General features: G+C 53.9%; 16 protein-coding genes. 7 read left to right on the top strand and 9 right to left on the bottom strand.

Annotated features, from left to right (window positions below):
• The first annotated feature begins 115 nt into the window (after window positions 1-115).
• The 3 genes from ldtD to IV493_RS11515 all read left to right on the top strand — a co-directional run bounded on the left by ldtD (window position 116) and on the right by IV493_RS11515 (window position 3,330).
• A complete protein-coding gene (ldtD, locus tag IV493_RS11525; RefSeq protein WP_195857161.1) occupies window positions 116-1,927 on the top strand; it encodes a L,D-transpeptidase in 1,812 nt (603 codons plus the stop codon).
• A 185-nt stretch (window positions 1,928-2,112) separates the two neighbouring features.
• Window positions 2,113-2,661 carry a YcbK family protein gene (locus IV493_RS11520; RefSeq protein ID WP_010254972.1) on the top strand — a complete coding sequence of 183 codons (549 nt, stop codon included), beginning with the start codon at window positions 2,113-2,115 and terminating at the stop codon, window positions 2,659-2,661.
• A 39-nt stretch (window positions 2,662-2,700) separates the two neighbouring features.
• The gene (locus IV493_RS11515; protein WP_013357330.1) at window positions 2,701-3,330 is read left to right on the top strand and encodes an MBL fold metallo-hydrolase; all 630 of its coding nucleotides are present in this window, start codon (window positions 2,701-2,703) and stop codon (window positions 3,328-3,330) included.
• Between the two features lie 66 nt (window positions 3,331-3,396).
• On the opposite strand, the gene IV493_RS11510 is transcribed toward IV493_RS11515, so the two are convergent.
• The 4 genes from IV493_RS11510 to pncB form a co-directional block, all read right to left on the bottom strand.
• Window positions 3,397-4,587 (bottom strand): amino acid aminotransferase, encoded by a 1,191-nt coding sequence (locus tag IV493_RS11510; protein WP_013357331.1) that lies wholly within the window; start codon window positions 4,585-4,587, stop codon window positions 3,397-3,399.
• Between the two features lie 232 nt (window positions 4,588-4,819).
• Window positions 4,820-5,929 (bottom strand): porin OmpF, encoded by a 1,110-nt coding sequence (gene ompF / locus IV493_RS11505; protein ID WP_013357332.1) that lies wholly within the window; start codon window positions 5,927-5,929, stop codon window positions 4,820-4,822.
• Between the two features lie 300 nt (window positions 5,930-6,229).
• Complete coding sequence (gene asnS, locus IV493_RS11500) at window positions 6,230-7,630, bottom strand: asparagine--tRNA ligase (RefSeq protein ID WP_013357333.1); 1,401 nt, start codon at window positions 7,628-7,630, stop codon at window positions 6,230-6,232.
• A gap of 156 nt (window positions 7,631-7,786) precedes the next feature.
• A complete protein-coding gene (gene pncB / locus IV493_RS11495) occupies window positions 7,787-8,992 on the bottom strand; it encodes a nicotinate phosphoribosyltransferase (protein ID WP_041456738.1) in 1,206 nt (401 codons plus the stop codon).
• A gap of 243 nt (window positions 8,993-9,235) precedes the next feature.
• Between pncB and pepN the strand changes: the two genes are divergently transcribed.
• Window positions 9,236-11,851: an aminopeptidase N gene (gene pepN, locus IV493_RS11490; RefSeq protein ID WP_013357335.1), complete on the top strand. Its 2,616-nt coding sequence runs from the start codon at window positions 9,236-9,238 to the stop codon at window positions 11,849-11,851.
• 35 nt (window positions 11,852-11,886) lie between these two features.
• Here pepN and ssuB read toward each other — a convergent pair whose 3' ends face one another.
• From ssuB to ssuE, 5 genes are read right to left on the bottom strand one after another with little or no spacing between them, the layout of a single operon-like run.
• Window positions 11,887-12,675, bottom strand: coding sequence for an aliphatic sulfonates ABC transporter ATP-binding protein (ssuB, locus tag IV493_RS11485; protein WP_013357336.1), 789 nt, complete (start codon window positions 12,673-12,675; stop codon window positions 11,887-11,889).
• Window positions 12,672-13,463: an aliphatic sulfonate ABC transporter permease SsuC gene (gene ssuC, locus IV493_RS11480; RefSeq protein WP_013357337.1), complete on the bottom strand. Its 792-nt coding sequence runs from the start codon at window positions 13,461-13,463 to the stop codon at window positions 12,672-12,674. The genes ssuB and ssuC overlap by 4 nt, the downstream gene beginning before the upstream one ends.
• Window positions 13,464-13,473: 10 nt before the next feature.
• Window positions 13,474-14,622 (bottom strand): FMNH2-dependent alkanesulfonate monooxygenase, encoded by a 1,149-nt coding sequence (gene ssuD / locus IV493_RS11475; RefSeq protein WP_013357338.1) that lies wholly within the window; start codon window positions 14,620-14,622, stop codon window positions 13,474-13,476.
• 9 nt (window positions 14,623-14,631) lie between these two features.
• Entirely contained in the window at window positions 14,632-15,585 is a 954-nt protein-coding gene (locus IV493_RS11470) for a sulfonate ABC transporter substrate-binding protein (protein ID WP_230299968.1), read from the bottom strand.
• 11 nt (window positions 15,586-15,596) lie between these two features.
• Entirely contained in the window at window positions 15,597-16,148 is a 552-nt protein-coding gene (ssuE, locus tag IV493_RS11465; protein WP_013357340.1) for an NADPH-dependent FMN reductase, read from the bottom strand.
• A gap of 749 nt (window positions 16,149-16,897) precedes the next feature.
• On the opposite strand from ssuE, the gene IV493_RS11460 reads away from it, so the two are divergent.
• The 3 genes from IV493_RS11460 (at window position 16,898) to pyrD (ending at window position 20,426) form a co-directional block, all read left to right on the top strand.
• Entirely contained in the window at window positions 16,898-17,878 is a 981-nt protein-coding gene (locus IV493_RS11460) for a glycosyltransferase family 2 protein (RefSeq protein ID WP_013357341.1), read from the top strand.
• Between the two features lie 101 nt (window positions 17,879-17,979).
• A complete protein-coding gene (locus tag IV493_RS11455) occupies window positions 17,980-19,281 on the top strand; it encodes a flippase (protein WP_013357342.1) in 1,302 nt (433 codons plus the stop codon).
• Between the two features lie 134 nt (window positions 19,282-19,415).
• Entirely contained in the window at window positions 19,416-20,426 is a 1,011-nt protein-coding gene (pyrD, locus tag IV493_RS11450; RefSeq protein WP_013357344.1) for a quinone-dependent dihydroorotate dehydrogenase, read from the top strand.
• The last annotated feature ends 5 nt before the right edge of the window (window positions 20,427-20,431 follow it).

The raw sequence follows: 20,431 nt of genomic DNA, 5'->3' as shown, positions 1-20,431 counted from the left end.
GGCATTTGTCCCATGAGGCAAATGCCGTTTTTGTTTGTATACTCACATTATGAGTCACGGCGCGGTCGCAGTGGATACAGGGAACATTGCGAAGTTGAAAATTAAGGGGGCAGGGATGTTGCTGGTAAAAAAATTAAATCATCATCGCGTTTTATCATTGTTAGCGCTGGCGCTAACCGCTGTTCCATTTACGCTACCACAGGCCGCTGTCATCGCCGCGATGCCAGGGACAACGCAGGCGGCTATCACGGTTTCCGAAAGTCAGCACCGCATCCGTCAGGCTTTTACCAGTGTCGACCAGCCATTCTATCTGGGGCCGCTGGCAACGCTCTATGCTTCCCGCCATATGCAGCCGCTCTGGCAGGATGCTCAGGCGGTGCAGAAATTTCAGCAGCAGCTGGCTGAGGTGGCACTTTCAGGCGTTCAGCCGCAGTTCACGCGCTGGATTGAGCGTCTGACGAATCCGGCTATTACCGGCTTTGCCCGTGATGTCGCGCTCTCTGATGCGATGCTGGGCTATCTGCAGTTTGTTTCAAATGTGCCGACGCAGGGTGAAACCTGGCTCTACAGCAACGTTCCCTACAGGCTGACCCAGCCGTCGGTCGCGGTGGTGAATCAGTGGCAAAACGCAGTAAATGCGGGTTCGGCTGACACGTTTATTGCCTCATTACAGCCGCAGCATCCACAGTATCAGCCTATGCACGCCGCGCTGAAAGCGTTGCTCAGCGATAAGCAGCCCTGGCCGCAACTAAAAAGCAGTGAAACCCTGCGTCCCGGCCAGGTCAGTGATGATGTTCCTGCCCTGCGTGAAATTCTGCAGCGCAGCGGCATGTTAACGGCACAGGTTAACGCGCCCGCACCAGATGACGATGCCGTGCCTGTCGCGCCGGTACCGGTGAGCCACAGCGATCAGCCGGTCGCGGTGAGTCCTTCCGCTGCGCCAGTGGGCGAACTGGCCGCGCCGCCGCTGCAATCACCGGGCAATGTGCAGAGTCAGACGCTGGAAGGGAATACCGCCAATGTCTATGACGAGACGCTGGTTGCAGGAGTGAAGCGTTTCCAGCAGTGGCAGGGACTGGATGGCGATGGGGCTATCGGTACCAGAACGCGGCAGTGGCTAAATGTCTCTCCGCAGATGCGCGCTTCGCTGCTGGCGCTGAACATTCAGCGCCTGCGTCTGCTGCCGGATGATATGCACAACGGCATCATGGTAAACATCGCCAACTACTCGCTGATCTATTACAACAACGGTAACAAGATTCTCTCATCGCGTGTCATCGTTGGTCGTCCCGATCGTAAAACGCCACTCATGCGCAGTGCGCTGAATAACGTCGTGCTCAACCCACCGTGGAATGTGCCGACAACGCTGGTGCGTAAAGACATCATTCCGAAGGTGAAGCAGGATCCAACCTATCTTGACAAGCATGGGTATACCCTGCTGTCGGGCTGGAGTGCAGATGCTGAAGTGATTGATCCCAGCATGATTGACTGGCGCATGGTCTCTGCGGCGTCGTTTCCCTATCGGATGATTCAGGCTCCGGGCGTGGCGAATGCGCTGGGCCGGTATAAATTTAATATGCCGAGTTCAGATGCAATCTACCTGCATGACACGCCAAACCATAACCTGTTCCAGCGTGATATCCGTGCGCTCAGTTCAGGCTGTGTGCGGGTGAACAAAGCGTCTGAACTGGCAGGGTTATTGCTGCAGGATGCGGGCTGGAATGACTCCCGAATTTCCAGCACGCTGAAAGAGGGTGACACCCGCTATGTGCCGATTCGCCACCGCATTCCGGTCAATCTCTATTACCTGACGGCGTGGGTCGCTGATGATGGCAAACCGCAGTTCCGCACAGATATTTACAATTATGATGACACCGCCCGTTCGGGCAGTCAGGCCCTGAGTCGGGCCGGGCAATTACTGCTCTAGTAATTGATTTTAAATCGTTCCCCGCAAATCCTTATTAAAGAAAAATCTTATCAAATGGCGATCCCATAAGGGATCGCCTCGCAAACTCATGGCAGATGGGTTGACGCTTCTCCGGGAGAAAGTTATGGTTCGGCCTGTGCGCTTTTTGCACATTTCTATGGCTTCACTCTCAGGTAAACCGTTACATGTCTACTATTGATTCTTTTCGTCGCAAACTACTGCTGTGCGGTAGTGCCGCCGCCGGACTGGCATTATTGCCAGCTTCTGCAAGGGCCTCGCTTTCAACGTCTCGCCCGCGTGTATTGATGCTTAATAATCTTCACACCGGTGAAACCCTTAAAACTGAGTTTTTTAATGGTAAGAGTTACGACAAGGATGAGCTGTCACGATTAAATCATTTTTTCCGTGACTATCGCGCCAACAAAGTGAAAAGCATCGATCCACATCTGTTTGACCAGATTTTTCGCCTGCAGGCGCTGCTGGGCATGCGTAAACCGATCCAGCTGGTTTCCGGCTATCGTTCACTGGCAACCAACAATATGTTACGTGAGAGTGGTCCGGGAGTAGCAAAGCACAGCTATCACACCAAAGGTCAGGCGATGGATTTTCATATTGAAGGGGTTTCGCTGGCGAATGTACGCAAAGCGGCGTTATCTCTGCGTGCGGGTGGTGTAGGATATTATCCCCGCAGTAACTTTGTACATATTGATACCGGTCCGATCAGGCACTGGTAATGACACCGGCAACGCTGCGTGAGCCGGTCATGGAGCGTTATGAATTACCACATTATTCCTGTTACCGCTTTTGCCCAGAACTGCTCAGTTATCTGGTGCGACACGACTCGCGAAGCCGCACTGGTCGACCCAGGCGGCGATGCCGAACTGATCAAACAAACGCTGGAACAGCTAAAACTTAAACCTGCTCAGATTCTGCTGACACATGGACACCTAGATCATGTCGGGGCCGCTGTTGAACTGGCGGCGTTTTATCAGATTCCGATTGTCGGACCGCAAAAGCGCGATGCCTTCTGGCTGGAAGCGCTGCCGACTCAGAGCCGGATGTTCGGACTTGACGAGTGCGCACCGTTTACTCCCGATCGCTGGCTGGAAGAGGGGGAGAGCGTGCAGGTCGGGCTGACCACGCTGGACGTTCTGCACTGTCCGGGACATTCACCCGGCCATGTCGTGTTCTTTGACCGTCCGGGACGATTGCTGATTTCAGGCGACGTGATTTTTAATGGTGGTGTTGGGCGTACTGACTTCCCGCAGGGCGATCATCAGCAGCTCATTGATGCTATCCGCACAAAATTACTGCCGCTTGGCGATGATGTGACTTTTCTTCCCGGTCACGGCCCGATTTCAACATTGGGGCATGAACGCATCAGTAATCCTTTCCTGCAGTAAACAATCCGTAATTTTTACTGCAATAAAAAATGGGCCGTCAGGCCCATTTTTGTTTGGTCATCTGCGTTACAGCACGGCGACAATCGCTTCGCACAGCGCCGACATGTTGTCTGGCGTCATGCCCGCCACATTCACGCGGCCTGAGTTAACGGCATAGACACCGAACTCTTCACGCAGGCGAATCACCTGGTCTTTAGTCAAGCCACTGAACGAGAACATACCGTTCTGCCTGATGATAAAGCTGAAGTCACGCTGCGCGCCTTTTTCAGCCAGGGTGTTCACAAACAGCTGACGCATGCGCTGAATGCGCTGACGCATATCCGACAGCTCCTGCTCCCAGATGGTACGCAGCGTGTCGTTACCGAGAATGGTAGCGACAATGGCAGCACCATGCGCCGGTGGATTGGAGTAGTTGGCACGAATGGTGTACTTCACCTGGCTGAACGCCGTATCGGCCACGCTGGCTTCCGCCGCCACCAGGGTGATGGCTCCGACACGTTCGTTATACAGACCGAAGTTCTTGGAGTAAGAACTGGCGACGATCAGTTCCTGATGCGAGGCGGCAAAAATACGCAGACCTTCTGCATCTTCATCCAGACCACGGGCAAAGCCCTGGTAGGCGAAATCGAACAACGGTAACCAGCCATTAGTCTTTGACAGCTGCGCCAGCTGCTGCCACTGCTCAGCCGTTGGGTCGATACCGGTCGGGTTATGGCAGCAGCCATGGAACAGCACCACGTCGCCTGGCTGAACCTGCTGCAGCGACGCCAGCATACCCTCGAAATCGAGCGTATGGTTTGCTGCGTCATAGTAATGATATTCACAAACTTCAAGACCGGCAGCATTGAACACGTTGTTGTGATTCGGCCAGCTTGGATTGCTGATCCAGACCCGTTTCACCGAGGTCTGCGTGGCGAGGAAATCTGCTGCTACACGTAACGCACCTGTGCCACCCGGTGTCTGAGCTGTACGTGCGCGGCCTGCGGTGATCAGCGGGCTTTGATTGCCGAACAGCAGCGTTTGTGTGCAACGAGCGAAATCCGCCAGACCATCAATGCTGAGATAGTTTTTCGTGGTTTCGTTTTCCAGCAGGTATTGCTCAGCTTTTTTAACACTGGTCAGTACCGGGGTCTTGCCGGTTTCGTCTTTGTAGACGCCGATGCCCAGATTGATTTTTTCAGGGCGGTCATCAGCACGAAACAGATCGGCCAGCCCGAGAATAGGATCGGCGGGTGCAGCAGAGATCGATTCAAACATGTGTCAGGTCCATTAGCGTGAACTTTAGCAAGAGGACTATCAGGTTAGCGTCCGGCCAGGCAAATGCCAACCATTTGCGAGACAAAATCGACTATTTTGCGGTGTTGATTTCGCTATCAGGAGAAGCTGAGGTTAACGCTGAGCAGAAGGGGGAGAGAAACGCGGATGAGGAAAATAAAAGGCATAAAAAAACGGGGCCGTAGCCCCGTTTTTCAACATGCTTAAAGCAGGATTAGAACTGGTAAACCAGGCCTACGCCAACCACGTCATCTGAGTTGATGCCCAGTGGGTTGTTATCATCCAGCTGGTTGATTTTGTAATCAACATAGGTAGACATGTTTTTGTTGAAGTAATAAGTCGCGCCAACGTCGATGTATTTAACCAGGTCAGCATCGCCCACGCCTTCGATATCTTTGCCTTTAGACTGTACATAAGCAATAGATGGGCGCAGACCGAAGTCGAATTGATACTGTGCAACCAGTTCAATGTTCTGAGCTTTGTTTGCGAACGCTGTAAAGTCACCTGAGTTGATAGGTGTAGAGTTACGGGTCTCACCATACATCGCAGCTAAATAAACATTGTTGGCATCATATTTCAGAGCAGTTGCCCAGTTTTCTGCACGTTTACCTTCGCCAACACCAGTACCTACGTTGGTATCAGTATCTGTGTTACGGACAGTACCTGCAGACTGCGCATTAGTACGGTCGCTGCTGCTATAAGCTGCTGCGAAGCCTACACCGATCGGAGAAACATAAGTGGTTGAAACACCGTAGCCATCACCGTTAGCACGACGAATGTCTGCACGGTCGTTTTTGCCCTGGTACTGAGCAGCGAAGTCCCAGCCATCAACCAGGCCGAAGAAGTTGGTGTTGCGGTAGGTCAGCAGGCCGGTGCTACGACCGTTCATGAAGTTATCAGAATATCCTGAGTCGCCACCGAACTCTGGCAGCATATCGGTCCAGCCGATTGCATCGTAAACCACACCGTAGTTACGGCCGTAGTCGATTGAGCCGGCATCGCCGAATTTCAGACCGGCGAAGCCCAGACGGGTTTTGTTACCGTCTTGTGCGTCAGAACCTTCAGAGTTATTGGCCTGAATGTTATATTCCCACTGGCCATACCCGGTCAGTTGGTCATTGATCTGGGTCTCGCCTTTGAAGCCGAAGCGAACGTAAGACTGATCACCGTCGTTCTCTGAATCATCAGAGAAGTAATGCAGGCCAACAGCTTTACCGTACAGGTCCAGTTTGTTGCCGTCTTTGTTATAGATTTCTGCAGCGTTTGCTGCACCGGCGGCTAACAGAGCAGGGATAACCACTGCAAGAATATTGCGCTTCATCATTATTCATTACCCTCATTGGAGTTATTTGTACACCTGCCACTGCCGTCAGGAAATCTTTACAGAACCCTGAGTGAAGTTTGGTGTCTTCCTGTGTCTGCACGCATCTTTCCATCCAACCCGCCGTAATTCTAGCGCTTAAATGCTACTAAACTCGTAATCTGGTTTCTAAAAGAAAATATGTATTACAAAATGTAAAAAATACGGAACTTTGTGAGAGAACTCAAAATTTACAAAAATAAAAAAAGGCCGGCAGTGCCGACCTCTTTATATATATGAATTTCTTATATTTAATGCTGAATTTTAGAAACTTGCATTGCGTGGCGTGCGTGGGAAGGGGATGACGTCCCTAACATTCTGCACGCCAGTCACATAGGCGATTAAACGTTCAAAGCCCAGTCCGAAGCCAGAATGTGGCACGGTACCGTAGCGACGCAGGTCGCGATACCACCAGTAATCTTCTTTGTTCAGACCCATCTCTTCCAGACGTGCATCCAGCACATCGAGACGCTCTTCACGCTGTGAACCGCCAATGATTTCACCAATGCCTGGCGCCAGAACGTCCATCGCCGCCACGGTTTTGCCATCCTCGTTCAGGCGCATATAGAACGCTTTGATGTCTTTCGGATAGTTTTTCACCACGACTGGCGCTTTGAAGTGCTGCTCTGCCAGGTAGCGTTCGTGTTCAGAAGAGAGATCGATACCCCAGGAAACCGGGTTCTCGAAGGTCTGACCGCAGTTCATCAGGATCTCAACCGCATCGGTATAGTCAACCTGGGCAAAATCGGTGGTGATGAAACGCTGCAGGCGCTCAACCGCGTCTTTATCCACGCGCTCAGCGAAGAACGCCATGTCATCGGCGCGCTCTTCCAGCACCGCGTTGAACACATACTTCAGCATCGCTTCTGCCAGTGCAGCCGCATCATCCAGTGACGCAAACGCAATTTCCGGCTCCAGCATCCAGAATTCAGCCAGATGGCGGCTGGTATTGGAGTTCTCTGCGCGGAACGTCGGGCCGAAGGTGTAGATCTTCGACAGGGCGCTGGCGTAGGTTTCGCCGTTCAGCTGACCGGAAACGGTCAGGAAGGCCTCTTTACCAAAGAAATCTTCGCTGAAGTCGACTTTGCCCTGATCGTTACGCGGCAGGTTTTCCATATCCAGCGTTGAGACACGGAACATCTCGCCAGCACCTTCGGTATCCGAGGCGGTGATCAGCGGAGTAGAAACCCAGAAATAGCCATTTTCATGAAAGAAGCGATGCAGCGCCTGCGCCAGAGTATGGCGAACGCGGGCGACCGCGCCAATCAGGTTAGTACGCGGACGCAGGTGAGCGACTTCGCGCAGATACTCGATGCTGTGGCGTTTTGCGGCCATCGGGTAGCTGTCCGGATCTTCCACCCAGCCGACGACTTCCAGGCTGGTCGCCTGAATTTCAAACGCCTGGCCCTGACCTGGCGATGCCACCACTTTACCGGTAACGATAACGGAACAGCCGGTGGTCAGACGCAGCACTTCATCCTGATAATTATTCAGAGAATTATTGACGACAGCCTGAACGGGATTAAAGCAGGAGCCGTCATAGACAGCGATGAAGGAAAGACCGGCTTTGGAATCTCTTCGGGTACGCACCCAACCACGTACGGTGACTTCACTGTCAACCGCGACGCGACCGTGCAGTACGTCCGCTACAGGCACTACGCTCATAAATATCTCTCTATATAGAAGAAGTGAGTTAAAAGTTGCCCCATCCGGGGTTTTGCTATGTTACTTGTGAGTCTTCAGGAAACAAGCAAAATTCAGGGGGAAAGCGGATTTATTACAGCAGAGGCGGGGCGCATCAACGCCCCGATAAGAAGAGGTTTAACTCGCTTTTTTCACCAGCGGCAGATCAAAGGCTTTACGCAGGGCTCTGACAAAGGCTTTATCCTGGCAGATGGTTTTGCCCGGGCTGTCTGAAAGTTTCGCTACCGGCTTGCCGTTGCACTGCACCAGCTTGATAACGATGTTCAGAGGCGTCACGCCCGGAATATCACAGGTGAGACGCGTACCGATGCCGAACACCACATTCGTGCGCTGGCCAAAGTGGCGATAGAGCGCCAGTGCTTTGTCGAGATTTAAGTTGTCAGAAAAGACCAGGTGTTTACTTTGCGGATCGATACCCAGTTTCTGATAATGAGCCAGCGCTTTCTCGCCCCATTCAACCGGATCGCCGGAGTCGTGACGCAGTCCCTGATAGCGGCGGGCAAACACCGGACCGAAATCGCGCAGAAACGCATCCATGGCGATGCAGTCGGTCAGTGCGATACCCAGTTGATCGTCATACTCGTCCAGCCACGCCTGCAGCGCAGCACGCTGACTGTTAGCGAGAACCGGGCTAATCTGCTGGAAGGCCTGGAACCACTCATGCGCCTGCGTGCCGACCGGCGTCAGTGACAGACGGCGCGCCAGATCATAGTTACTGGTACCAATCAGCCACGGGAAATCCTGTTTCAGCGTGGAGACAATCGACTGCTGCACATCCTGCGAATAGCGGCGGCGGGTGCCGAAATCCATCAGGCGGAAGCGCGACATATCGAGGTCAGCCACCTGCGTCTTGAAGTCGCCCAGTTTCTGATGCAGGTGGTCAATCGCCTGCTGGGTGGTGACCTGCGGCGTGCGATGACGATGCACAATCTCACTGATCAGCGCCAGTAGCGGCACCTCCCACAGGATCACCTCCCGCCAGGGCCCCTGGATACGAAGCTCCAGTTTGCCATGATGATTGCGCACCTCAACCTGCTCCGGGTTATAGCGGAACTGGCGCAACCAGCTGAGGTAGTCCTGCTGGAAAAAGGGAAGGCGGGATAACCAGGTCGCTTCATCATCAGTCAGCGCCAGGTATTGCATGTCAGTAATCGCTTCACGAATTTCGTCAGCGTAGAGACCCAGCAGTTCGTCGCCGCGGCAGCGAAACTCCGCCGCCACCGTTACGTCATGATAGCGGTGGAAAACGGCCTGCTGCATATGGAGCTTATAGGCGTCCGTATCCAGCAGGGAGGTCAGTATCGGGGAAGCATGTCCTGTCATGGCGCGTTTCAGCATCCTGTTCGGTGGCGCAGTGCCCGGTGTTGTACACAGTCATAAAGACGCAAAAGTATAATTCACTATCTGAAGCCAATCACAGCATATTTCAGTCGGGCGGGTCGAGGCCAATCTGTGCCATTGTTAACAAAGTGTAGCCATTTCACCCTTCAGGTGCATTGTGCGTGGCAAGCTTGTAGTAACAAGCTTAGACTTTGCCGGTAAACTTATAACAACGCGAGACGCAATATGACGCAACAGCCCCAAATCAAGTATCGCCACGACTACCGTGCGCCCGATTACACCATCACCGATATCGATTTAACTTTTGAACTGGATGCGTCGACAACCCGTGTAACGGCCATCAGCCAGGTTAAACGCGTAGGCGACAGCCAGGCTGAGCTGCGACTCGACGGCGAAGCTTTAACGCTGATTGCGCTGGAAGTCGACGGGCAACCCTGGACGGCCTTCCGTGAAGAAGAGGGCGCACTGGTCATCAGCCAGCTGCCGGACAGCTTCACCCTGAAAATCATCAATGTGATTCATCCGGATCAGAACACCGCGCTGGAAGGGCTGTACAAATCGGGCGAGGCGCTCTGCACCCAATGTGAGGCTGAAGGCTTCCGTCATATTACCTGGTATCTTGATCGCCCGGATGTACTGGCGCGCTTTACCACCACCATTTATGCCGACGGTGAACGCTACCCGTATCTGCTCTCCAACGGAAACCGCATTGACAGCGGCCGGGATGAGCAGGGCCGCAGCTGGGTGAAGTGGGAAGATCCGTTCCCGAAACCCTGCTACCTGTTTGCGCTGGTGGCGGGCGATTTTGACGTGCTGCGCGACAGCTTCACCACCCGTTCAGGACGTGATGTGGCGCTGGAGATCTTCGTTGACCGCGGTAACCTCGATCGCGCCGACTGGGCGATGACCTCGCTGAAAAACAGCATGAAGTGGGATGAAGAGCGTTTCGGCCTGGAGTATGACCTCGACATCTTTATGATCGTAGCCGTGGATTTCTTCAACATGGGGGCGATGGAGAACAAAGGTCTTAACGTCTTCAACGCCAAATATGTGCTGGCGAAAGCGGAAACGGCGACCGACAAAGATTACCTCGGCATTGAGGCGGTTATCGGTCACGAATATTTCCACAACTGGACCGGTAACCGCGTGACCTGCCGCGACTGGTTCCAGCTCAGCCTGAAAGAGGGACTGACGGTGTTCCGCGATCAGGAGTTCAGCTCCGATCTGGGTTCACGTGCGGTGAACCGCATCGATAACGTCCGTATCGTGCGCGGCGCGCAGTTCGCCGAAGATGCCAGCCCGATGGCGCACCCGATCCGTCCGGATCAGGTTATCGAGATGAACAATTTCTACACCCTGACGGTGTATGAAAAAGGGTCAGAAGTCATCCGCATGATGCACACCCTGCTGGGTGAAGAGAATTTCCAGAAGGGCATGAAGCTCTATTTTGACCGTCACGACGGCAGCGCCGCCACCTGTGATGACTTTGTTCAGGCGATGGAAGATGCCTCAAATGTCGATTTGTCGCAGTTCCGCCGCTGGTACAGCCAGTCCGGTACGCCGGTACTGACGGTGCGCGACGATTACAATCCGGAACTTGAGCAGTACACGCTGCATGTCACGCAGCACACCCCAGCGACTGCCGACCAGAAAGAGAAGCTGCCGCTGCATATCCCGCTGGATATTGAGCTGTATGACGGTGAAGGCAAGGTGATCCCGCTGCAGAATAACGGCCATCCGGTGCATCATGTGCTGAATGTCACCGAAGAGTTCCAGACCTTTATTTTCGATAATGTCTACTTCCAGCCGGTGCCGTCGCTGCTGCGTGAATTCTCCGCCCCGGTGAAGCTCGATTATAAATGGAGTGATGCTCAGCTCACCTTCCTGATGCGTCATGCACGCAACGACTTCTCCCGCTGGGATGCGGCTCAGAGCCTGCTGGCGACTTATATTCGCCTGAACGTTGCCCGCTATCAGCAGGGTCAGCATCTGTCGCTGCCGCTGCATGTTGCCGATGCTTTCCGCGCAGTGCTGCTTGATACTGACTGTGACCCGGCCCTGACCGCGCTGATCCTGACGCTGCCGTCAGAAAATGAGATTGCCGAGCTGTTTGACACTATCGATCCGCAGGCGATTGCGCTGGTGCGTGACGCCCTGCAACGCACACTGGCACGCGAACTGGCCGATGAGTTCTTTGCGATCTACAACGCCAATCAGCAGCCTGAATACCGTGTGGAGCATGACGCGATTGGTCAGCGCAGCCTGAAAAATGTCTGCCTGACCTATCTTGCATTCAGTGATGCACAGCTGGCGGACAAACTGGTGCAGACGCAGTATCACCAGGCAACCAACATGACCGATGCGCTGGCGGCGCTTTCCGCTGCTGTGGCGGCTCAGTTACCGTGCCGCGACGCGCTGCTGGCGGCTTACGATGAGCGCTGGCATCAGGATGGTCTGGTGATGGACAAATGGTTTGTGCTGCAGGCAACCAGTCCGGCTGCCAACGTGATGCGCAACGTGCGTCAGCTGCTGAATCATCGCTCCTTCACTATGAGCAATCCAAACCGCGTTCGCTCGCTGGTGGGGGCCTTTGCCTCGGCTAACCCGGCCGCGTTCCATGCTAAAGATGGCAGCGGCTACAAGTTCCTGGTGGAGATGCTCATTGATCTGAACACGCGCAATCCGCAGGTTGCGGCACGAATGGTGGAGCCTCTGATTCGTCTGAAACGATATGACGAAGGCCGTCAGGCGATGATGCGTCAGGCGCTGGAGCAGCTGCTGGAGCTGGATAAACTCTCTGGCGACCTCTACGAAAAAATTACCCGGGCACTGAACGCCTGATACTAAAAAAGGGAGCGTCTGAGACGCTCCCTTTTTCAGCGCTGCTGCGCGTAACGTACCGGCTGCGGTCGTTCCGTACGCTGCATTACCCGATCCAGCACCTCCGCTTCCAGCTCGGCCAGCCGCGCCGATCCCCGACGCCGTGGTCGTGGCAGATCCACCAGCAGATCCAGACCGATCTCACCCTCTTCGATCAACAACACGCGATCCGCCATCACGACCGCTTCACTGACATCATGCGTGACCAGCAGAACGGTAAAGTGATGCTGCTGCCACAGAGACTCAATCAATCCCTGCATTTCAATGCGGGTCAGGGCATCCAGCGCCCCCAGTGGTTCATCCAGCAGCAGTAAGCCGGGCCGATGAATCAGCGCTCTGGCCAGCGCCACACGCTGTTTCTGCCCGCCAGAAAGTGCAGCTGGCCACTCATTGGCGCGATCGGCGAGTCCCACCGCCGTCAGGGCATCCATCGCCGCACTGCGCCATTCACGACCGCGCAGGCCCAGCCCGACGTTATCAATGACTTTTTTCCACGGCAGCAGTCGCGCATCCTGAAACATCAGGCGGGTATCGTCGCGCGCCGACTGCAGCGGCGCATTGCCTGCCAGCAGTTCACCGCTGGAGCTTTGTTCCAGTCCGGCCAGCAGGCGCAACAGAGTGCTTTTGCCGCAGCCGCTGCGACCCACTACCGCCACAAACTGACCCGAAGGAATATGCAGGTCGATCTTATTGAGAATGGTACGACTGCCATACTGTTTGCTGACGCCATTAACGCCAACCGGCGTGCCGGTGTTAAGGCGGGCTGGTGAGAGAGTCTGGCTCATGCGTTCTCCTCCTTCAGTTGGTAAGCGGGGTGCCAGCGCAGCCAGACGCGTTCCAGTAACAACGCGGCGACATCCGCCAGTTTGCCGAGCAGGGCATAGAGAATGATGGCGACCACCACCACATCGGTCTGCAGGAATTCACGTGCGTTCATTGCCAGATAGCCGATGCCCGCATTGGCGGAGATGGTTTCAGCAACAATCAGCGTCAGCCACATCAGACCGAGCGCAAAACGCACGCCGACCATAATATTTGGCAGTGCGCCGGGCAGGATCACCTGGATGAACAGACTCCAGCCGGAGAGGCCATAGCTGCGCGCCATCTCAACCAGCCCGCGATCGATATTGCGGATGCCGTGATAGGTATTCAGATAGATCGGGAACAGCGTGCCCAGCGCCACCAGAAAGATTTTGGCGGACTCGTCGATTCCGAACCAGAGGATTACCAGCGGGATCAGCGCCAGATGTGGCACATTGCGCAGCATCTGCACCGACGTATCCAGCAGGCGTTCACCGGTTTTTGAGGTGCCGGTGATCAGCCCAAGTATCAGGCCGATAGAACCGCCAATGCTAAAACCTATCAGCGCCCGCCAGCTGCTTATCGCCAGATGCTGCCAGAGTTCACCACTGGCAGTCAGCTGCCAGAAGGTGGTCACAATTTTCTCCGGCGCGGGCAGAATACGGTTCGATAACCAGCCGGTTTGCGAAGCAATCTGCCACACCACAACAAGCAGCGTCGGCAATAGCCACGGCACCAGCGTATCAGCAAGGCGTTTTCGGGTTCTGGCCATCATGCTCTCCTCAGCCCCGGGCGACTTTTTTCTCAGGGGTAAAATCGTTGGCTACCGCTTCACCATGCGCCTGAACCACGCGCGGCTGAGGCACCAATGGCACCTGCAGATCAAGATGCGGGAACAGCAGTTCGCCAACACGATAAGCCTCTTCCAGATGCGGATAACCCGACAGAATAAAGGTCTCGATGCCCAGCGCTTCATACTCTTTGATGCGTGCGGCCACGGTCGGGCCATCGCCGACCAGCGCGGTTCCGGCTCCACTGCGTACCAGACCCACACCTGCCCACAGATTCGGGCTGATTTCGAGTTTGTCGCGGCGACCACCGTGCAGCGCGGCCATCCGGCGCTGACCCACAGAATCGGCCCGCTGGAACGCGGCCTGTGCTTTCGCGATAGTGGCGTCATCCACATTGGCAATCAGCCGGTCGGCGGCCTGCCAGGCTTCTTCATTGGTTTCGCGCACAATCACATGCAGACGGATACCAAACCGCACCGTACGTCCCTGCGCGGCCGCTTTCGCGCGCACCTGTTCAATCTTTTCCCGAACCTGAGCAGGGGGTTCGCCCCAGGTGAGGTAAACATCGACCTGTTCGGCCGCCAGTTCCTGAGCCGGTTCAGAAGAGCCACCAAACCAGAGCGGTGGGCGAGGCTGCTGCACCGGCTTAAACATCAGGCGTGCGCCGCGAACCTTCACATGCTTGCCTTCGTAGTCGACGGTTTCACCTTCCAATACCCGACGCCAGACGCGGGTGAACTCGGCAGATTCTGCGTAACGCTCACGGTGATCCAGGAACACGCCATCGCCCGCCAGCTCTTCCGGATCGCCGCCGGTCACCAGATTGAACAGCGCGCGGCCGTTGGAGAGGCGATCCAGGGTAGCAGCCTGACGCGCCGCCTGAGTCGGTGAAATCACGCCAGGACGCAGCGCCACCAGGAAACGCAGGCGCTGCGTCACCGGGATCAGCGAGGCGGCAACCAGCCAGGCATCTTCACAGGAGCGGCCGGTTGGGATCAGGACCCCGCCAAAGCCGAGACGGTCAGCGGCCTGCGCCACCTGTTGTAAATAGGCGTGATCAACCGGGCGCGCGCCTTCGGCGGTACCAAGATAGTGGCCGTCGCCATGCGTCGGCAGGAACCAGAAAATGGATACGCTCATTATTGCTCCTTACTGCGTTACGGTATGCGGTTGCCAAATGCGATCCTGGATCGTCACTTTGACTGGCAACAGATGATTGGCATAAAACAGGTCAGCAGTACGCTGCTGTGCGGCTGCGGTTTCAGCACTGACCGGCGAAATCCGGGTGGGTGGACGATGGCTGAGATAGCGGGCAATAACCGGTTCAGGCAGGCCCATTGCCTGCGCCAGAAGCGTGGTGCTCTGCTGAGGCTGGCTGATAGTCAGCGCGTCGGCACTGCTGAAGGTGTCGAGCACCTGCTGGATAAACGCGCCGTGGGCTTCGGCATAGCTGCGCGTCGCCAGATAGAAGGACCCGGTCAGGTTCAGTGAGCTGCCATCAATCAGCAGGCGCGAATTACCCTGCAGCAGTACCGAAGAGTAGTAGGGATCCCAGATTGCCCAGGCATCCACGTCACCCTGCTGGAAGGCGGCACGCGCATCGGCTGGCGTCAGATAGACGGGTGTGATGTCTTTAAATGTAAGGCCCGCCTGCTGTAAGGCGCGCAGCAGTAAATTGTGTGAGCTGGAACCTTTCTGGAAAGCGACTTTTTTGCCTTTCAGATCGGCAACCTGTTTCAGGGCACTGTTTTTCGGCACCAGAATCACTTCTGATTTCGGTTTTGGCGGCTCCGAACCGACATAGAGCAGATCGGCGCCTGCGGCCTGGGCAAACAGCGGCGGAAGATCACCGGTACTGCCGAGGTCAATGCTGTTGATGTTCAGCGCTTCCAGCATTTGCGGGCCAGCCGGGAACTCGATCCACTTAATGTGAGTATGGGGAAAACGCTTCTCCAGCAACTGATGTGACTTCGCCAGCACCATGCTGACTGAACCTTTCTGATAGCCGATGCGAATCTCAGCCGGATCCGATTCAGCGGCCTGTACCTGAAGGCCAGCCAGTAACAGTCCTGCCACCAGCCACTTTCCTAATCTCTGCTTCATCGATCGCTTCCTTATACTGCCTGCGCAACGGGATGGTGATGACGGGTCAGCGCCAGCCAGAATGCGGAGACGGCTTCATCAAGACGCTCTGCCAGTGAATCTTCCAGTACAGGCTGACGATCGTAATGCGTGACCTGGCTGTCTTCGGCGTAGACCCCATGCAGAATTTCCTGTGCTTTTAAGGCGTTGAGAACCGGCTTCAGCGCATAGTCCAGCGCCAGCATATGCCCGACACTGCCGCCGCTGGCGAGTGGCAACACAACTTTGTGCTCCAGTGCGCGCTCAGGCAGCAGGTCGAGCAGAGTCTTCAGCGCACCCGAAAAGGACGCTTTATAAATCGGTGTCGCCACAATCAGGCCATCAGCCGAGGCCAGATCGTCACGCAGGGCCAGCAGCGCGGGCGCATCAAAGCGCGCATTAATCAGATCGTCAGGCTGAAAGTTGTGAATATTCCAGGGAATGACTTCAATGCCACGTGCCTCCAGCTTGTGCTGACACAGCGTCAGTAATGAGGTTGAGCGGGAGGGAAATCGTGGGCTGCCTGCCAGCGTAATAACTCGCATCATCACTCCTTATAACTAAAAGTTATTGATTATCAAAAGTTGAGAACTTATGCCTTCATACTGTCAGAGCAGGGGAGTGGGCTTAAATGATTTATCCGGCAAAGCAAGGGTAAAAACTGCAAATAGACGTATCGGTGGCAGATAATGAACACATCGCTTCCGATAATTCTTAAAATAAAGGCGAGCAGCAAAACCATTCATTAAGAGCAGTGATGCAAGAGGGTTAAAACAGGACGCGTGGCGGAAAAAATTATCTTTCTTCTGATTGCTTAACCATTCTGCTTGTGGCTGAAACCGTGTTGAAGCGCAGCGGCAGCCCGTAACCGGAAGGGAAACCAGCCTGACATCGGCCTGTTTCAGTGGTGTTCCGGCATGATATTAGGATTAATTGCAGAGCGTAAACTGTAATAAAAATGAAGGAATGCTGAAGTTATTCACGGTTTCAGATGTTCGCTTACATATTCCTGATTCTGGTTACGCCTGCCAGATGGGGGTAATTTAAATCGTTCCTCAACGGTTTTAACATTACAGCGGGCTATAGATGCACTTTTTTTAACAGTGATAATCCGGTGAAGCGTTAAGATAATTTTTACGACTGGTCTTTTTTCGCCTGACCGGTTTAAGATAATCAGGCTAAATGAAAGCTACCATAATATTAGCGCCTTACTCTTTTTGACGTTTCGCCTCTGATCAATCCCTGCATCTGGCAGGTGAATCGTATTCTTTTTTCTAACAGCAGAGAATTGCCTATGTCTGACACGCTATTATCAGTGGTTATTCCAACTTACAATGTTGAAAAATATATTGTGGAGTGCGTCGATTCACTATTACGTCAGGTTAAATCGCCCAATGAAATAATCATTGTGAATGATGGCTCAACCGATGGAACATTAGCCTTACTTGAACAGAATTATTCTCATCTTTCCCAGGTGAAAATAATTACCACTGAAAATGGTGGGGCAGGTCATGCACGGGATGTCGGTATTGATCAGGCGCAGGGCCAGTTTCTTTTTTTCTGCGATCCGGACGACGTCGTGGCGGATGGGCTGGTCGCTGAACTGGGCATGGTAGCGGAAAAGCATCCTGAAACGGACCTGTTCTGTTTTAAATCGTGCGTCTATCGCGACGGCCAGATTGATATCACCTCGCCAAAAGTCAGACACGAACTCTTTGGTCAGCAAAAACCGCAGGAGGTCTTATTGGGCCTGCTGCGTAACGGCAGCTATACCTCGGCGGCCTGGAGCTATGTCATCAGCAAACGCGTTATTGAACAGCATAAATTACGTTTTGTTAAACGCGTTCATGAAGACCACAATTTCACGCTCTCCTGCTTTATGAAAAGTCAGCAGGCCTGGGTGAGTCATCAGGTTTATTATAAACAGCGTATTCGCAACGGCTCCCTGACGAACAGTACCAAAAGTAATGAGTTTTTCTATCAGCGTTATGATGCCTTTATGCACGCCTACAATACGCTAACCAGTTCGCTGATTAAGTCAGCGTGGCGCGATACGCTTGAAAAAGCCTATTTAGTTCACTCGTTTCGTTTGATGATCTATTTATCACTCTATAACCGTACGCCTGTGCCGGAATATGTGCTTAACGCGATTCGCTTTATGGGTCGCAATGTGAAAACAGAAAACTTTAAAGAGTGGCTATTGTTCAATCGCCCTGAACTGTTTATTGCACTTCAGCATTACAAGGTCAAAAAAGAGCTGAAAAACGCCGCCTGATTCTGAAAAACAGCCTGATTCTGAAAAATGTGAAGCGATATTGTTTATGCCTTAGCGAAATGAGAAGGTGAGACATGCAATGTGTATAAGGTTGTTGCGTCATGGCAAAAGTACTCGATAAAAGTCTGGTTATTAATATTTTCTCGCTGCTGGCCTACCGCGGCGCATCGTTCCTGTTTCCACTGGCCACGCTGCCCTATCTTGCCCGCGTTCTGGGTGTAGAGCAGATGGGTACGCTGGCGCTGGCCATCGCCTGCGTGCTCTATTGCAGCACCATCTCTGACTGGGGATTCAACGTCTTTACCACCAAAGACATTGCTCACCACCGTGATGACAAGGAACGCGTCAGCCAGCTCTTCTGGTCAACTTTCAACGCCAAGCTGATGCTGCTGGTGGTGACCAGTGGCACGTTACTGACGGCGACCTGGTTTAATCCTGCCTGGCATCCGCTGTTCTTTATCATCCTGGCGAACTGCACCACTCTGATAGGCTCGCTGTTTTCATTCGGCTGGCTGATGCAGGGTTTTGAGAAGCTGGGTAAAACGGCGATGATCGCCACCTTCGGTAACTTCTGTGCGATTCCGCTGACCTTTTTGCTGGTGAAGTCCCCGCAGGATACCTGGCTGGCGGCGCTGATCCCTGGCACTGTCTCCATCATCAGCGCAGCGATTACGCTGAAGTTTGTGCTGGAGATGAAAGTCATTGGTCGTTACCGCTTTGAACCGCGCGAGATCAAACAGCGCATCACCGACAGCATGGATGTGTTTATTGCTATCGCGGGTGCCAATCTGTTTAACAGCGTCAACGTGGTAATCCTGGCCTCCTTTACCTCTACCTATATGGTCGGGATCTACAACGGGGCGGATCGTCTGCGTAAAGCGGCTAACTCCGTACCCGAGCAGATCGGCAGTGCTTTCTTCCCGCGCGTCAGCCACCTGTTTGGTCGGGATAAACGTGCCGCCATTGCGGCGACGCGCAAAAGCCTGCTGCTGTCGTTTTCCCTGAGTCTGTCGATTGTGATCTTTACCTGGTTCTTTGCTGACCTGGTGGTCTCTATTTTACTGGGTAAAGACTTTATTCCGTCGGCGGATGTGCTGCGCGTCTTTGTGCTCTGTTTCCTGTTCGGTAACATTGCCTATCCGGCTGGATTACAGATTCTGATCCCGCACGGTCTGGCCCGCCAGCGTATGTGGGTGATGATGGCTGCTGGCGTGATAAACGTGCCGCTATGCTGTTTCCTGGCCTGGAAGTTTGGCGCAATCGGTGCCGCATGGTCGATGGTGGGAGCTGAAGCGTTTGTCTGTCTCGGTATCTTTGGCATCATGCAGCGTCACGGCATCCTGCGGGAGTATCTGTTTCCTTCCGAGGTGAAAAACCAGCCCGTAAACGATTCCGCCGTTTAAGATCAAAGCATTTTCATATAGTTTTCTGCATCCCCGCCGTTCGATTTACTTTTGCGCCAGAGCACTTTACCATTCTGGCGCACATTTTCCCGTGCACCGACTTTCACGATTGCTTCCGTCCTTCAGGAGAGTGCATGTTTTATCCTATCGTCCGACCGGCGCTGTTTAAACTCGACCCCGAACGCGCGCACGAACTCACCTTTCAGCAACTGCGTTTTATGAACGGCACGCCGCTGGAGCTGTTTTATCGCCAGAATCTGCCGTCGCGTCCGGTCACCTGCATGGGACTGACCTTTAAGAATGCCCTGGGCCTGGCTGCGGGTCTGGATAAGAACGCAGAGTGCATTGATGCGTTTGCGGCGATGGGCTTCGGTTTTGTTGAAGTCGGTACCGTCACGCCGCGCGCCCAGGCTGGTAATGACAAGCCGCGGATGTTTCGCCTGGTGGAAGCGGGCGGCATTATCAACCGGATGGGGTTTAATAATCTCGGTGTTGACCACCTGGTTGAGAATGTAAAAAAAGCGCGTTTTAACGGCGTGCTCGGGATCAATATCGGTAAAAATAAAGATACGCCGGTTGAGCAGGGCAAAGAAGATTATCTGATTTGCATGGAAAAGGTCTATGCCCATGCCGGTTATATCGCCATCAATATTTCCTCACCCAACACGCCAGGTTTGCGCTCACTGCAATATGGTGAAGCGCTGGATGATTTGCTCTCCTCTATCAAACAGAAACAAAAAGAGCTGGAAAAGCGTCATCTGAAATATGTTCCGCTGGCCGTAAAAATTGCGCCCGATCTCTCTGAAGAGGAGTTAATTCAGGTTGCGGACAGTTTGATTCGTCATCAGATTGATGGCGTCATTGCCAGTAATACTACGCTCGATCGATCGCTGGTAAGCGGTCTTAAGCATGCTGAAGAAGCGGGTGGATTGAGTGGACGGCCAGTGCAGTCGCGCAGTACGGCGGTGATTCAGCGCCTCTCTCAGGAGCTGCAGGGGCGTCTTCCCATTATCGGCGTTGGCGGCATCGATTCTCTGACCGCTGCGCGTGAAAAAATCGCCGCAGGTGCAACGCTGGTTCAGATTTATTCAGGCTTTATTTATCAGGGGCCAGGATTAATTAAAGATATCGTCACGCATCTCTAAGACAA

Source organism: Pantoea sp. SM3640, from assembly GCF_015654165.1.
Lineage (GTDB): Bacteria > Pseudomonadota > Gammaproteobacteria > Enterobacterales > Enterobacteriaceae > Pantoea > Pantoea vagans.
Note: the sequence above shows the minus strand (reverse complement) of the source record. Positions and strands in the feature narration are given on the sequence as shown.

Coding starts and splice junctions, on each gene's coding strand:
- IV493_RS11460 (WP_013357341.1), top strand. CDS start 16,898: ATGTCTGACACGCTATTATCAGTGGTTATTCCAACTTACAATGTTGAA.
- ompF (WP_013357332.1), bottom strand. CDS start 5,929: ATGATGAAGCGCAATATTCTTGCAGTGGTTATCCCTGCTCTGTTAGCC.
- IV493_RS11515 (WP_013357330.1), top strand. CDS start 2,701: ATGAATTACCACATTATTCCTGTTACCGCTTTTGCCCAGAACTGCTCA.
- IV493_RS11470 (WP_230299968.1), bottom strand. CDS start 15,585: ATGAAGCAGAGATTAGGAAAGTGGCTGGTGGCAGGACTGTTACTGGCT.
- ssuC (WP_013357337.1), bottom strand. CDS start 13,463: ATGGCCAGAACCCGAAAACGCCTTGCTGATACGCTGGTGCCGTGGCTA.
- pncB (WP_041456738.1), bottom strand. CDS start 8,992: ATGACAGGACATGCTTCCCCGATACTGACCTCCCTGCTGGATACGGAC.
- IV493_RS11520 (WP_010254972.1), top strand. CDS start 2,113: ATGTCTACTATTGATTCTTTTCGTCGCAAACTACTGCTGTGCGGTAGT.
- pyrD (WP_013357344.1), top strand. CDS start 19,416: ATGTTTTATCCTATCGTCCGACCGGCGCTGTTTAAACTCGACCCCGAA.
- pepN (WP_013357335.1), top strand. CDS start 9,236: ATGACGCAACAGCCCCAAATCAAGTATCGCCACGACTACCGTGCGCCC.
- ssuB (WP_013357336.1), bottom strand. CDS start 12,675: ATGAGCCAGACTCTCTCACCAGCCCGCCTTAACACCGGCACGCCGGTT.
- IV493_RS11510 (WP_013357331.1), bottom strand. CDS start 4,587: ATGTTTGAATCGATCTCTGCTGCACCCGCCGATCCTATTCTCGGGCTG.
- ssuE (WP_013357340.1), bottom strand. CDS start 16,148: ATGCGAGTTATTACGCTGGCAGGCAGCCCACGATTTCCCTCCCGCTCA.
- asnS (WP_013357333.1), bottom strand. CDS start 7,630: ATGAGCGTAGTGCCTGTAGCGGACGTACTGCACGGTCGCGTCGCGGTT.
- IV493_RS11455 (WP_013357342.1), top strand. CDS start 17,980: ATGGCAAAAGTACTCGATAAAAGTCTGGTTATTAATATTTTCTCGCTG.
- ssuD (WP_013357338.1), bottom strand. CDS start 14,622: ATGAGCGTATCCATTTTCTGGTTCCTGCCGACGCATGGCGACGGCCAC.
- ldtD (WP_195857161.1), top strand. CDS start 116: ATGTTGCTGGTAAAAAAATTAAATCATCATCGCGTTTTATCATTGTTA.